General features: G+C 67.5%; 12 protein-coding genes. 4 read left to right on the top strand and 8 right to left on the bottom strand.

Annotation, left to right across the window (positions count from 1 at the left end; translation table 11 throughout):
- Positions 1-35 precede the first annotated feature (35 nt).
- Together HB677_RS07025 and HB677_RS07020 are read left to right on the top strand one after the other, a co-directional pair.
- Positions 36-1,502 (top strand): MFS transporter, encoded by a 1,467-nt coding sequence (locus HB677_RS07025; protein WP_213814981.1) that lies wholly within the window; start codon positions 36-38, stop codon positions 1,500-1,502.
- 69 nt (positions 1,503-1,571) lie between these two features.
- Positions 1,572-2,360: an alpha/beta fold hydrolase gene (locus HB677_RS07020; RefSeq protein WP_213814980.1), complete on the top strand. Its 789-nt coding sequence runs from the start codon at positions 1,572-1,574 to the stop codon at positions 2,358-2,360.
- 18 nt (positions 2,361-2,378) lie between these two features.
- Here HB677_RS07020 and HB677_RS18670 read toward each other — a convergent pair whose 3' ends face one another.
- The 6 genes from HB677_RS18670 to HB677_RS06990 form a co-directional block, all read right to left on the bottom strand.
- A complete protein-coding gene (locus HB677_RS18670; protein ID WP_213814979.1) occupies positions 2,379-3,125 on the bottom strand; it encodes a DUF2510 domain-containing protein in 747 nt (248 codons plus the stop codon).
- Between the two features lie 81 nt (positions 3,126-3,206).
- Positions 3,207-4,430 carry an MFS transporter gene (locus HB677_RS07010; protein ID WP_213814978.1) on the bottom strand — a complete coding sequence of 408 codons (1,224 nt, stop codon included), beginning with the start codon at positions 4,428-4,430 and terminating at the stop codon, positions 3,207-3,209.
- Positions 4,427-5,071, bottom strand: a complete 645-nt coding sequence (locus HB677_RS07005) for a GntR family transcriptional regulator (protein ID WP_213814977.1) — start codon at positions 5,069-5,071, stop codon at positions 4,427-4,429. The genes HB677_RS07010 and HB677_RS07005 overlap by 4 nt, the downstream gene beginning before the upstream one ends.
- A 39-nt stretch (positions 5,072-5,110) precedes the next feature.
- Positions 5,111-7,054: a hypothetical protein gene (locus tag HB677_RS07000; protein WP_213814976.1), complete on the bottom strand. Its 1,944-nt coding sequence runs from the start codon at positions 7,052-7,054 to the stop codon at positions 5,111-5,113.
- Positions 7,055-7,128: 74 nt separating this feature from the next.
- Positions 7,129-8,886 carry a glycoside hydrolase family 15 protein gene (locus HB677_RS06995; protein WP_307852531.1) on the bottom strand — a complete coding sequence of 586 codons (1,758 nt, stop codon included), beginning with the start codon at positions 8,884-8,886 and terminating at the stop codon, positions 7,129-7,131.
- Between the two features lie 62 nt (positions 8,887-8,948).
- Complete coding sequence (locus HB677_RS06990; RefSeq protein ID WP_213814975.1) at positions 8,949-9,827, bottom strand: SMP-30/gluconolactonase/LRE family protein; 879 nt, start codon at positions 9,825-9,827, stop codon at positions 8,949-8,951.
- A gap of 59 nt (positions 9,828-9,886) precedes the next feature.
- Between HB677_RS06990 and HB677_RS06985 the strand changes: the two genes are divergently transcribed.
- Together HB677_RS06985 and HB677_RS06980 are read left to right on the top strand one after the other, a co-directional pair.
- Positions 9,887-10,702, top strand: a complete 816-nt coding sequence (locus HB677_RS06985) for an SDR family NAD(P)-dependent oxidoreductase (protein WP_255546327.1) — start codon at positions 9,887-9,889, stop codon at positions 10,700-10,702.
- A gap of 165 nt (positions 10,703-10,867) precedes the next feature.
- The gene (locus tag HB677_RS06980; RefSeq protein ID WP_213814974.1) at positions 10,868-11,728 is read left to right on the top strand and encodes a hypothetical protein; all 861 of its coding nucleotides are present in this window, start codon (positions 10,868-10,870) and stop codon (positions 11,726-11,728) included.
- On the opposite strand, the gene HB677_RS06975 is transcribed toward HB677_RS06980, so the two are convergent.
- Together HB677_RS06975 and HB677_RS06970 are read right to left on the bottom strand one after the other, a co-directional pair.
- The gene (locus HB677_RS06975; protein WP_213814973.1) at positions 11,612-13,183 is read right to left on the bottom strand and encodes a transporter; all 1,572 of its coding nucleotides are present in this window, start codon (positions 13,181-13,183) and stop codon (positions 11,612-11,614) included. The genes HB677_RS06980 and HB677_RS06975 overlap by 117 nt on opposite strands.
- Positions 13,165-13,938 carry an ABC transporter ATP-binding protein gene (locus tag HB677_RS06970; RefSeq protein WP_213814972.1) on the bottom strand — a complete coding sequence of 258 codons (774 nt, stop codon included), beginning with the start codon at positions 13,936-13,938 and terminating at the stop codon, positions 13,165-13,167. Before HB677_RS06970 ends, HB677_RS06975 begins: the two co-directional genes overlap by 19 nt.
- Positions 13,939-14,030 lie beyond the last annotated feature (92 nt).

Genomic DNA, 14,030 nt, shown 5'->3' with positions numbered 1-14,030 from the left:
GTAACTCCGTCGGGTGCCGATAGTTTGGCCAGACGATGACTGAATCCGCCGGGACATCCACTTCCTCCGCCGACCGCGCACGATGGCAGGCGTTCGCCGTCGCCGTAAGCGTCGCCGCCCTCACGATCCTCGACCTGTCGAAGGTGAATGTCGGGCTGCCCTCCATCGAGAAGTCGCTGGAAGCAGGACCGAGCGACCTCCAACTGATCGTCGCGGGGTATGCGCTCGCGTTTGGCCTGTCGCTCGTTCCGTCGGGGCGACTCGGCGACGTCTACGGCCGCAAGATCATGTTCATCATCGGGCTGAGCGGGTTCACCGCGGCGAGCCTGCTCTGTGCGGTCGCCCCGACCATTCAGATCCTCGTGCTCGGCCGGATCCTGCAGGGCATCGCGGCGGGCGTGCAGATGCCCCAGGTGCTCGGTCTCGTGCAGGAGCTCTTCCAGGGTGCGGCCCGGGGACGGGCGTTCGGTCTGTTCGGCGCCACGATTGGTGTGTCGACGGCCTTCGCCCCTACCCTTGGCGGACTGTTGATCTTGCTCGGCGGACCGGTCGACGGCTGGCGGCTGCTGTTCTGGATGAACATCCCGCTGGGCGCGCTCGCGCTGTTCTTCGCGGTGCGGCTGCTGCCGAAACGCACGCGTGCCCGGGCAGACACGAACCTGGACCTGTTCGGGGTGCTGTTGCTGGGCATTGCCACGTTCAGCCTGCTCTATCCCTTTGTCACCACGACGGGGCGGCCGACCGACAGCAACCTGCGCTGGCTGTGGCTGGTCGGCTTCGCCGTGGCCGGGGCCCTGTTCGTGTGGTGGGAGCTCGCCTACCAACGGAGGGGCAAGTCGCCGGTCGTGCACTTCAACCTGTTCCGCACGTCGTCCTACCGCAACGGCGTGCTGCTTGCCACCGCCTACTTCGGTGCGCTTCCCGCGATCTTCCTGCTCAGCACGCTGTACCTGCAGGAGGGCCTCGGGCTCGAGCCGGTGTTCGCGGGACTCGTCAGCATCCCGTTTGCGCTGACCTCGGCGGTGACCGCGTGGATCGGCGGCCGACTGGTCGCGAAATATGGGCGCGCCCTCGTCGTGACGGGACTCGCGATCGTGATCGTCGGCTACACCCTCGATCTGACGCTCGCCATCACCCTCCCCGCAGAACTCGCGCCCTACGGGATGGGCGCGGCCCTGCTGATCGCGGGGGTCGGCGGAGGGTTTGTGATCTCCCCCAACCAGACGCTCACGCTCGCCGAAATCCCGGTATCCGAGGGAGGTGTCGCAGGTTCCATGGCCCAGCTCGGACAGCGCGTCGGCACCGCGGTCGGCACCGCCGCCGCGTCATCCACCTTTTTCGCGGCGATCCTTCGCGAGACCGCAACCGAGACTCCCCTCACCGCGTTTCACGACGGTTTTCGCGACGGCGTGCTGATCGCCATCGGGCTGATGGTGGTGGCGCTCGCGCTGGGAATCTTCGACCTCATCGCCCGCCGCCGGCACGCCATTACGGTCGACTGACCAGCGGATCAGACCCTTCGCGCCCAGCGTGGACATGGTCGTCGGGGCAATCGTGGTCGAATAGTACCGATGCTTACGCCAGAAGCGCCGCCCGCGCGCGCCGTTATTTCCCCCGACAACACGAAGATCGCCACCTACGAGTGGGGCGATCCCGAGGCACCCACCGTGCTGGCGGTGCATGGATTCGCCTCCAGCGCGCTGGTGAACTTTCATGCGACGGGATGGGTGCGCGACCTCACTCGGGCCGGGTTCCATGTCATCGCGATCGACCAGCGCGGCCACGGCGCGAGCGACAAGCCGCACGGCAGCAGCGCCTACACGATGGAGTTGCTGGTCACCGACGTACTGACGGTGCTCGACACCTACATGCTCGACGAGGTCGACTACGTCGGGTACTCACTGGGCGCCCGCGTCGGCTGGCAGGCGGCCCGGGCGATGCCCAACCGGATCTCCCGCGCGGTGCTCGGCGGCATTCCCGATGGCGACCCCCTCACGCGTTTTCGCGTCGACCAGGCCAAAGCGTTCGTGCGCGATCACACGCCGGTCGAGGACCGGCTCACCGCCGGGTATCTCACCATGGCCGGCGCGATCCCCGGCAACGACATCGAAGCGCTCGTCGCCCTGGTAGAGGGCATGCGCGGAGGTTCACAGCCGAGCGCCGACAACGCGCCATCGCAGCAGGTGCTGTTCGCGACCGGGAGTGAGGACGGCATTCTCGAGGCATCCCGCGCCCTCGCCCTCGCGGCGCCCAACGCCACCTTCTTCGAGATTCCTGGACGTCACCACTTCAACGCGCCGACATCGCGTGCGTTCCGCGATGCCGCCGTCGACTTCCTCGGGGCTGCCCGCGCGCTCTGACCGGTACGGCGTGAGGCGCTAGTCGTCAGTCGAGGTCTGGTCGTCGATGAGCCACGCGCCGTCAGTCAGGATGAGGTCGTACGTCCAGTGCGTGGTCTGTGGCTCGGGCATGCTCGAGTCCACCTCGGTCGTGGTCACGACGGCGGTGGGCACAGTACCCGCCCCGGTGATCTCCGCGCCATCGATGGCAACGCTGTACAGGTACGTTCCGTCGACGGTGTACGACGACGCGACGTCCAGCCAGGCCTCGCACGTGAACGCGCTGTCACCGAGGGAATCCCGGAAATCCGGCGTCGTCACCGCCGTGAGCTCGTCGCAATCCTCGTCGGCGTAGGCCCGGTCGAATGCCGTCACCGCCGCCGCTGCTCCCGTCGGGTCTGTGGGCGATGCCGATGGGAGGACGGTTCCGGCCCCCTGCGACGAGGATTCGAGGGAGTTACCAGCGTCCACCACCCGTCCGACAGCCCACGCGATGGCAACCACGGCGCCGATGATGATCACGAGCAGCGCAACGCCGCCGGCGACCCATGGCCACACCAGGCGCTTGCGTGCGGGGGCGTAGGGCGCGAGGGGCACGGCAGGCGGCGGTGCGAGAGGCGGCGCGACGAACGCCGGCGCGGCGGGGACCGGGGCCTGGATCGGGGTGGGTGCAGCAACCGCAGACGGACGCGGCGAGACATCCGCTGTCCAGGTCGTACCGTCCCACCAGCGCAGCATGGCGGAGCCGTCGGGAGCGTCATACCATCCGGGCACTGGGGTCGTCATCGTCAATCCTCTGCTTGGTGTGTGCTCATCCTATTGAGGCGCGGCGGGCGCTCCGGACAACGGCGACGGCGAGTGGATGCCTCAGCCGGCCGCACCCGGAAGGTGCTTGCGGTTGGACACGACCACCAGCAGGCAGCCGATGACCGCACACGCCGCGAGCGCGACGAGCAACACGACGGTGGTGAACGGCGGCGTGATCGCCGACAGGATGGCCGGGGTGAGGAATCCGACGTACGAGATCGCGTAAAACAACCCGGTGAGACCGGCGAGATCCTTCGGGGTCGCAATGCGCTGCACCTCGAGCAGGGACGACAGCAGGCCGATGCCGAACCCGGCGCCGAGCACGAACGCGGCGACGATACCGAGCGCGAGCGACTGGGTCGCATCGACGAAGGCCGCTCCGAGCAGGCCGATCACGATCAGGCCGAAGCCGATGAGCAGTGAGCGGGCGCTGGAGACCGAATCCAGCCGCTTGGCGACGGGCTGAATGAGGGCGGAGGTTCCGAGCATGATCACGCAGAGCAGGGTGGCGTACGCGACTCCGAAGCCCTCCGACGGCGCAGACAGCAGCACGGGCACGTAGCCGTATCCGATCGAGGCAGCCACGAACAGCCAGGGCGCGATGACGACCACGACACGGATGAACCGCTTGTGGGACGCCGCGGGGATGCGGAACTGCTCGCGGAGGCTTCCCTGCACGCCACCGGACACGCTCGTCTCGGGGACCCGCAGCACGAGCCAGAGCAGCGGTAGCGCGAGCGCCACGTTGATGAGGAAGGGGAGGAACTCGCCGAACGGCGTCCACTGGGCGATCGCGCCGGCGACCAGCGCACCCGACCCGGATCCGAGCGTGAAGGCCAGGGACGCCCTGCGGGCTCCGGCGCCAAAGTCGGCGGCCCTGTCGTGGGGCGCCTGGGAGACCTCCTTCATCCAGCTGGTTCCCACGGCCATGGCGACTCCGACGGCGATGCCCGCGAGAAATCGGCCAAGGTACAGCGGGCCGGAGCCCAGCGAGCTGAACGCCAGCGATCCGCTCGCGCAGATGGCGGCGACAACACCCACCAGCATCAGCGGACGCCGGCCGTACCTGTCGGACAGCGCGCCGGCGAGCAGCAGGCTCGGCGCAAGCCCGAGCACGTAGATACCCAGGAACGCGTTGACCACGAGCGACGAGTAGTGCTGCTCGGACTTGTACAGCAGCAACAGCGGGGTGAACTGGTTGCCGCTCCACGACAGCACGAAGATCAGCGCGAAAACCGTCACCCAGGGGCGCGCGAACCCGGTCGTGCGGGCCGTGTCACTCACAGCACACCGTCGAAGCGGTTGACGTGCGCCGACAGCACGGCGACAAAGCCGTCAAGGTCGGATGCCTCGAGCCGGGCGAACATCGCGGAGTGCTCGTCCAATACCGGCCCGTACTCCTCGCGGGTGCGCATGAGGTGATTGCGGAGCCGCTGCTGGCGGTCCCGCAGCTGACCGAAGAGGTGGAGGGCGATCGCGTTGTTGCCGGCGGCGATGATCTGGGCGTGGAACTCGTCATCCGCGGCAAGGAAGGCGTCCGAGTCATCCCGGTCGATCGCTGTCCGCTGTTCATCGAGCAGAGCCTTCAACCGCGCGACGGTCGTGGCAGTCGGCCCTCCCTCGGCGGCGATGCGGGCGGCAGCCGACCGTTCGATCGCCTCGCGCATTTCGAGAACGTCCTGCGCCTCGCGGGGAGAGATCGGAGCGACGACGGCCCCCTTGCGGGATGAGAGCACGATCAACTGCTCCGCGGCGAGGCGGAGGAATGCCTCGTGCACCGGGGTCCTGCTGATGTTCAGCGCTTCGCAGATCTGTCCCTCGCTGATGAGCTGCCCGCCCGGAAGGTCGCCGCGCACGATCAGGGCCTTGGTGTGGAGGTAGGCGCGTTCGGCGCTGGAGGTCGTGGGTGTATCTGTCACAATCATTGATGATACTCCTTGCATGCATGGATGCATGCAAGCCCGTTAGCGGTGCCCGACCACCCGTGTCGGTAGTTTCTGAGGTACAACGAAGGGGATCATTCCCGCGTTCACCGCGAGAAGTATCATCACCGTTGCCACTCCCGCGGCCGTTCCGAGCCCGATCGGAACGGCGGCGTTCCCCGGCCAGAGCGCTGTCGCCGCCACGACGGTCGTGACCCCGGCGCCCCCGACGTATACGAGCTGAATGAGCAACTCGACGGTGTAATGCCAGCGGGACTGAGTGGCCGACGGGCGGCTCCACAGGACGGTGTCCTCAGCCCAGTTGGTGACGGTCAGACTGATCCAGATCAGCAGCGCCGCCAGCAGCGCGATGGCGAGCAGCGTGCCAAGGGTTGTGAGCCGGGCGGGATCCTCCGACGCGACGATGACACCGAGATCGACTCGAGAACCGACTCCCAGGAAGCTCAGCGCAGCATTGATGCCATCCACAACGAGGCGCGCCGCCCACACGACCGCGGCCGTGAACCAACCGAACGTCGGCACGAGAATCCCGACGATGAGGGCGGCAATGAGCATGACGCCACGCGCCCGCCGGATCCCGACGAAGCGACGGACCGACTGCGAGCCCTCCTCGTCCGGAACCCGCGGGAAGTCATCGCCCAGCAGCACGCGGGCGATGGGTTCGATGACCTGCAGCGTGTTCATTGCGTACGACTGGTGGTCAGTGAACGGCAGGCTCGTGTTGTGCACGGCGTGCTCCTCGGGCCCGGGCGTGTGCGCCGCGGCGTTCTGCACGTACGAGCCTCGCCACCGCCGGAATCGCTGGGGAAGGCTGTCCCCGATCGGACCGGCCGCGAAGGGATCCCAGATCGCCCAGTAGTTGTTCCAGCGGATGTCGCGCGCGAAGCGTGCCCAATTGGCGACCGGTGCGTACTCGGCGGTCGGGCGACTCATCGCCCAGCTGGACGTGCCCAGCAGCGTGATGGCGGCGCCGACCGTGAACAGCCTCGTGATGCGACTCCCCTGCAGGTCGATCTCGCCGAACAACGACTTCGCCGAGATCGCCGCACCCTGCGAGTGCGCGAGCACCATCACCTCCCCGGAGTCGCGGTCGACCATGGTGGATGCCTCGGCCAGCCTGTCCCGCAGCACCACCCGCATCGCGGCCGAGCGCAGCGGCCGCTCGCGGAACGTTCCCACGTCGCCGACGAAGTCGACGAGGGAGTCGATGGGTTGCTGGATCCATTTCTTCACCAGCGGGATCAGCAGCAGCGGGCTCAACAGCGGAAGGATCGCGGACACGATGATTCCCACCACCACCAACCCGATCCCCAGCCCCAGCGCGAGGAGCGCCCCGACGACTGTCGCGATCAGCGCCTGGAGAAAGCCGAGCACCCGTGCCACCGGGGTCGGCGGGCGACGATGTGCCTCACGCGCACGATGGCGGGAGATCATCGCGCGACCGAATCCCGCGAAGGGAACGAGCACCATTGTTCGTCCGAACTGCCGGAACATGCGGATGATCGTGCGCCAGAGGAACGGCAGTCCCCAGGTGAAGACATCGCCGCGCGACATCGGCACGAACGACTGGGACCACCGGGCTTCGATCAGCGCGATGCGCCGCTGCCGCACGGTGCCATCCGGTGCCCGCCAGCGTGCATCGGCGATGACCCGGGCCGTGGATTCGCCCGTGAGGCGCGAGTCCACGATGGTGACGCCTGTTGTGGCATCCGCCCGCACGTCGCCGACCGTCGCTGCGGAGGAACGTCCCGCCCATTTCGCGAGCCAGTCGATGCGGCCGAGGATGGGCTCCGCCCACTCGAGCAGAGTCTCCCCGGTGATCTGGTGGCCCATGCCGTGCACCACCACAAGGGCAACATCGGCGGGGCGGTCGTCCGCCGCAGTGGTGGTGCTGACGCCCAGCGTGCGCGCGATAACCGCGCCGACACCGGACGGGCGTGATGAGGCGGAACCGACTATGCGCATGACGGGGAGTCCTTTCGGGTGCCCCTATTCAGCGCGTGGGGCGCCCGCCCGCACAAGCCCCGAATTCGTCGTGCCTAGCCGAGCTCCTCGATCGTAATGGCCGCGTTGATCAGCGCGAGGTGGCTGAGCGCCTGCGGCAGATTGCCGAGGAATTCATGGGTGGTGGCATCCATCTGTTCGGCGTAGAGGCCGACGTCGTTGGCGAGGCCGACGAGTTCGTCCATGCGCGCCTTCGCCTCGTCGGTGCGGCCAACGCACGCGAGCGCACCGGCGACCCAGAAAGCACAGGCGACAAAGGTGCCTTCCTCCTCCTCCATGCCGGAGTAGCGGTACACCAGCGGCCCACGACCCAGCTCGGCATCGATGGCGTCAATGGTGGCGGCCATACGCGGGCCACGGTCGAATCCGCTGCCCGCGTGCAGCAGCACCGACGCGTCGAGCTTCTCGCTGCCCGGGTACATGACGTAGCTCTGGCGGGCCTCCGACCAACCGTTCGTCTCCACCCATTCGCGGATGCGATCCCGCTCGGCCGCCCAGCGCACACCGTCCGACGGAAGCTGCCCGACCTCGGCGAGGTGCGCCGCGCAGTCGAGGGCCTGCCAGCAGCCGAGTTTGGACGAGGTGTAGTGCTGGGTCTCCTCGAGTTCCCACATTCCGGCATCCCGAAGGTGCCAGCTGTCGCAGGCGCGGTCGGCAATCGATGAGAGCAGTCGTGCCGTGTCGGCGTCGAGCACGTTGCCGTCGTCGACGTACGCCCGGACGACGTCGAAGAGGTCACCGTAGACACCCAGCTGCAGCTGGCCCTGTGCGGCGTTGCCGAGAACCACCTCGCCGATGTCACGCCATCCGGGTACCTCGGGGTTGCTTACCTCGTTCGGCACTCCGCCGTCGAGAGCGTAGAAGATGCTCAGTTCGGGGCCGTTGGCGCGAATCGTCTTCAGCATCCACGAGACGGCCGCGTGCGTCTCTTCGCGGAGCCCGAACCGGATGAGCGCGCGCACCGTGTAGGCGAGGTCCCGCACCCAGGCGAAGCGGTAGTCCCAGTTCTTTCCCTCGGTCCAGCTCTCCGGCAGCGAGGTCGTGGCCGCCGCAGCGATCGAACCGGTGGGGCTGTAGATCAGTAGCTTCAGGGCCAGCGCGCTGCGGAGCACGGCGTCGGCCCACTGCCCCTCGTACGAGAACTCCTTCGACCACGACTTCCAGTTGTCGACGGTGCGATCGATGCCCCGGTCCACGATGTCGGCATCGACCAAGCGCAGCGGTTCGCGCTCTGTCGCGGTCAGCACGAGCTCGTGGCGCGACTCCTCGGACGTCGTGAATGCTCCGGTCATCGCGGTGCCGGACGGGGTGGATGCCCCGTGGTTGAAGCCAGCGACGCCCAGCAGGAACCCGTCGACCCGGATGACCGGTCCGTGCAGGGTGTCCTCAATCCAGGGCGAGGCGGTTCCGAGGAGAGTGCCCGGGGTCACGCTCCACTCCATCTCGACGGAACCGGATACCCCGTCGACGCGGCGCGCAAGCTCCGCCCACGGCAGACGCCCGGCAACACCGGTGACCAGAGCATCGGTCATCCGCACCCTCCCCGTGGCAGTGGTGAAGGTGGTTTGCAGCACGTTCGTGCCTGTCACGTACCGGCGGCGGGTCGTGTACTCCCCCAGGGGACGCAGGCGAATATCCCCGCCGTCTGCGGCATCGAGAATCGCGGCGAACACCGGGGGCGAATCGAGGTTGGGAACGGGGAACCAGTCGACTGTTCCATCGCTGGCGATGAGGGCGACCGTGCGGCCGTCACCGATCGCGGCGTAGGAGCGCAGGTCCGCGTATCCGTCCACGCGGTGGGCGGGTCCCCCATCGGCGTCGGCAGCTGCACCCGCACCCGATGTCACAGCGGCGCTCACGCGCCGAACGTTCGTGCTGGACGGCCGTGGGTGGAGGTGTCGATCGCGAAGATGGCGCCGGACAGCGGATGATCCACCAGCTGTTCCTCGTCGAGATTCTCGCGAGCGGACGCGATGAACAGCGTGGACATATCGGGACCCCCAAAGGCAACGGACGTGATGTTGGGCGCGGGAAGGTCGACCACCAGATCCTGCGTTCCGTCGGGAGCGTACCTGATCACCCTGCCACCACCGTAGATGCCGCCCCAGAGGTATCCCTCGGCGTCGATGGTCAGTCCGTCGTGCGACTCTCCCGCGTGGAACACGCTCACCGGGCCGAGCACGCCCGAGGCGGAGTAGGGCGCACGGTAGATGGTCTCCACGGACGTGTCGGTGAAGTACATCTCGTCGTCGTTCAGGCTCCACTCGAACCCGTTGGCCACGCCGAAGCCACCCACGAGAACGCGTGCGGCGTCGTCCCCGTCGGCCAGTGAGTAGATCGCCCCGTCGGGATCGTCCGAGGTGAGATTCATCGAGCCGGTGATCCAGCGTCCGAACGGGTCACACTTGCCCTCGTTGAGACGCAGACCGTCGCGCACGTGCTCGATGGGCGCGAGAGTGGTGACCTCGCCCGAGTCATCCGCTCGCACGATCCGATCCCCGAGACTTGCCACAAAACCGCCCGTTGTCGCCGGCGCAAAGGACGCGAGGGGCGCCGGGAGCGACAGCACGGTGTCGGCCGAACCATCGTCAGCACCGGCGAACGGCGAGCGGTGCAGCAGCCCCGCGGTGATGTCGCACCAGAGCACGTCGCCACCCGGTGACCACACGATGCTCTCGCCCAGAATGGCCCTTGCATCTCGAAACACCCGGGGCAACCCCCGCACAACAGACATCCAAACAGCTTACGTTCGTTGAGCCCCCGTTCTCTGGGCGCAGTGTCACGAAGACAGTTATGGAAAGGCAGATTATGGATCTCGGAATCGTCGGCAAGAAGGCTCTCATCAGCGGCGCGGACTCGGGCATCGGCTGGGAAACCGCCCGTCTTCTGCTGGCCGAGGGCGCCACCGTCGTGATCACCGACAAGGACCAGGACTCTCTCGACGCCGCGGCCGCCAAGCTCGATGCCGCGGAGGGAAAGCTGTTCGCGTTCGCCGCCGACATCACCCAGGTCGACTCGATCGCGGCCATGCACGAGAAGACCGTCGCCGCCGTCGGCGACATCGACATCCTCGTGCAGTCGGCCGGCATCACCGGTGCGCAGGGACTCTTCCACGAGATCGATGACGCGGGCTGGACGAACACCATCGAGGTCGACCTGCTGGGCCCGGTCCGCCTGGTCAGCGCCTTCCTCCCCTCGCTGCGCACGGGCGGCTGGGGCCGCATCGTGTTCGTCGCCTCAGAGGACGCCGTGCAGCCGTACGACGACGAGATTCCCTACTGCTCCGCCAAGGCAGGCGTTCTCGCCCTGATGAAGGGCCTCTCGCGCAGCTACGCGAAGGAGGGCCTGCTCGTGAACGCGGTGTCGCCCGCCTTCATCCACACACCCATGACGGACGCGATGATGGAGAAGCGTGCCGACAAGCTGGGAACGAGCGTGGATGACGCGATCGAAAGCTTCCTCGACGAGGAACGCCCCTACATGGAACTGAAGCGACGCGGCGAGCCCGACGAGGTTGCCAACGTCATCGCGTTCCTCTGCTCGGAGGCCGCCAGCTTCGTCAACGGATCCAACTACCGCGTGGACTCGGGATCCGTCGCCACCATCTGATCCTCACCCTCCCCAACGACGTGTGTGCTGCACCCCGGTCGGTGCAGCACACATTTCGTTTCTTGGCTAGGGTCAGGGGTTTTGCCGACCGGTGCGTAGGTTCGGAACGAACGCTGCTCTCGCCGCACCCGTGGCGCCCTCTCGCAGCAGGATGGTCGCACCCGCATGGCTCTCGCCACACCGCGCACGGTAGCCCGAAACGCCGCACGCCTGACAGGCCTCATCGAATTCATTTTCCGGCGCACCGACCGGTCCGGTGACATCTTTCCCGCCGACGCCAGCGTCGGAATCGTGGACGGCCTGGACCCGGAGCGCGTGTTTGTGTTCGGCGAATCCAATGCGGTCGGCCTCGGCGTGCTCACCCACGAGCTGGGGTTTGTCGGCCAGTTCTCCCGCAAGCGCGCGGCCAGTGTGCGGCGCGGCGCCTACTGGTCCGCGGCCCCTGTTCCCGGACATCGCATCGCCGGAGCTCCCGCCTTCGTCACGGAGAATGTCGCCTCCCTGGCCGATGCCAACGTCGTGATCGTGATGCTCGGCATCACCGACACGCTCATGTTGACGAAGCGCGCATCGTGGACCCAGCACATGACCGAGTTGGTGGACGGCCTGCTGGCCGTGGTCCCCGCGCGAGCCCGGATCCTCCTCACCGAGATCCCGCCCATGGACAACGCGGGCAGCATTTCTCCGATGGCACGCCTCGCCGCCGGACACCAGGCGCGCATGTTCAACGCCGCAACACGGCGTATCGTCGCCGACCGGCCTCAGACCCTGACGGTGCGGTTTCCCCAGGAACTGAGACAAAAGCTCTGGGTACCGGAGTCCCGCGAGACGTCGTACGCCCACATGTATGCGGTCTGGGCGCGCGCCGCCGTCGAGACTCTCGCCGCCGACGACGCGTTCACCGCCCGCCTACTTCTGAGCCTGCAGCTGGGCGAGGAGCTCCGGCCCGCGGCGGTCGAGAATAGCGCCGCCCCAGCGAATACCAATGACAAGCAGGGCGCCCCCAAACACCGCGCCCACGAGTAGCGCGAGCCACCCGAACAGCGCGTTTCCCGTCACGAAACCGATGACGGCCAGCACCACCTCGGGGAGGGCAAGCACGGCGAGCCCGCCCCACGTCGCGAAGGTCGTCAGCGCGAGGGTGAACCCGCCCCCGGGCCGTGCCTTGAACGGACTCTCACCCGGGGCGGGCACGGCGAACACCAGGCGTCCGGAGATCACCGACGACAGGGCGAGCCCGCTGAGGAAGGTTCCGACCGAGACCCCGAGCAACCCCGGCAGGATGCGCCACGCGTCGGTGAACCAGACCGAGGCGATGCACAGGATGAGGGTGATCGGGAGGCCGAACACCGTGAGGGCGACCACCCGGCCCAGCCGGTCGGCGACGCCGCTCACACCCTTTTCCAGGTGCAGCGCGTACGCCGTGTTGTCGTACGACACGTCCGTGTAAATCGACAGGGCGAGCAACAGGGCGACGATCGGCCCCGTCGCGTTGAGCAGTGCATTCGAGCCAAAGCTACCGGAGTAGAAGAACAACAAAAGCGGCAACACCGGCACGATGATGAGCGACTGCGCATAGCGTGGGTCCCGCAGCCAGTAGGTGAGCGCACGGGCGGCAACGGCTCCCCACGGGGTCGCCGGGAAGACGCCGAACAGCCCGATGGTGCGCACCCCTGCCTTCACCGCCGCGGAGTGCGGGGGCGTTTCGAGAGCGCGGGCCAGGGACATCCGCCACAGCACCGCAAGGATGCCGACCGTCACGATGCCGATGAGGAACTGCACCACGGCAGCACCGTAGCTCCCCTCGGCAATGCTGGCGGGGACGGCCCAGATCGCGCCGAGGGGCGTCCAGCCAATGACGGTGGCGATGTCGGGAAGGGCGTCGGCCGCGGATGACAGGACCGAGCTCAACCCGATGAGGATGGGGCCGAGCAAAATGAGCGGAATGAAGATCAGCACGCCCTTCGCCTCACGGAAGCGTCGGCCGGAGCCGAGGTTCGTGGCGAGAGCGGCGACGAGCCGGGACCCGATGACACAGGTGAGCACCGCGATGGCCGCGCAGATGAGGGCGGCGATGGCGGCGGGAGCGGAGTTGCGCCACGTCACGATGGTCGCGAGTGACGCGACGGAAGTGACGATGCCGGGCACGCCGAGGACACCGCTGACCGTGAGGCCCACGACGAGCGTGTTGAGCGGTATGGGAAATGTCACCAGCCGGGCCGTGTCGACGGTCTGGTCGATCCCCGCCGTGACGATCGGGATCAGCCACCACCCCAGGATGACCGCCGCCCCGCCCAGGGTGACGACGGTGCGGGCGACCTCGAGGGAGCCAAAGCTGAGGGCCACCAGCCCGGCCACCACGGCCGCGAGAATCCCCAGTCCGTAGAGAGCACCGATGACAACGGCGACGATCTGCCACGGGCTCTTCTTCAGCGAGTTCGCGAGGATCAGAAAGCGCAGCCTTACGAGATGCGCAACCATTCCGGCCCCTTCCCCTGGCGGCGTCCCCCGACGAGCTCGACAAAGCGGTCCTCGAGGGTGGAGCCATCCCGCACCTCGTCGGTGGTGCCGGATGCCAGCACGCGCCCCTGCGCGATGACGGCGACGTGGTCACACATGCGCTGCACCAGGTCCATGGCGTGGCTCGACACGATGACGGTGCCGCCGGAGGCGACAAACCCGTCGAGAATGTCGCGAATATTGGCGGATGACACGGGGTCGACCGACTCGAACGGCTCGTCGAGCACCAGCAGGCGCGGCGCGTGGATGAGTGCACACGCGAGAGCGATCTTCTTTGTCATGCCGGCGGAGTAGTCCACGACGAGGGTTCCTCCCGCGCTCTCCAGGTCGAGCACCTGCAGCAGGTCCGCCGTGCGTTCGGCGACGACCTCCCGGCTCATTCCGCTGAGCAGTCCGGCATAGGTCACCAGTTGTGTGCCCGTCAGGCGGTCGAAGAGACGAACTCCATCGCTGAGCACCCCCACGAGTCGCTTGGCCTGCAGCAGGTTGTGCCAGACGTCCACGCCGTGGATGGAGATGTCTCCGGCGTCCGGTCGCAGCAGTCCGGTCGCCATCGAGAGGGTTGTGGTCTTGCCGGCACCATTCGGCCCGACGAGGCCATAAAACGAGCCGGACGGCACGACAAGACTGAGATTGTCGACCGCGACTTTCTCGCCGAACCGACGAACGAGGCCACGAATTTCGAGGGCCGGGGGTAGTGACACGGACTCGGGCATGGGCCTGCTTTCGGTCGCTGGTGAGCCAAGAAAAAGGGCGACCAGTCGGGTGAGCGACCGTTGCCCATTCCTTCCAGCCTAGGTGAGGTCGG

It is taken from the genome of Glaciihabitans sp. dw_435, assembly GCF_018449675.1.
GTDB lineage: Bacteria > Actinomycetota > Actinomycetes > Actinomycetales > Microbacteriaceae > Glaciihabitans.
Note: the sequence above shows the minus strand (reverse complement) of the source record. Positions and strands in the feature narration are given on the sequence as shown.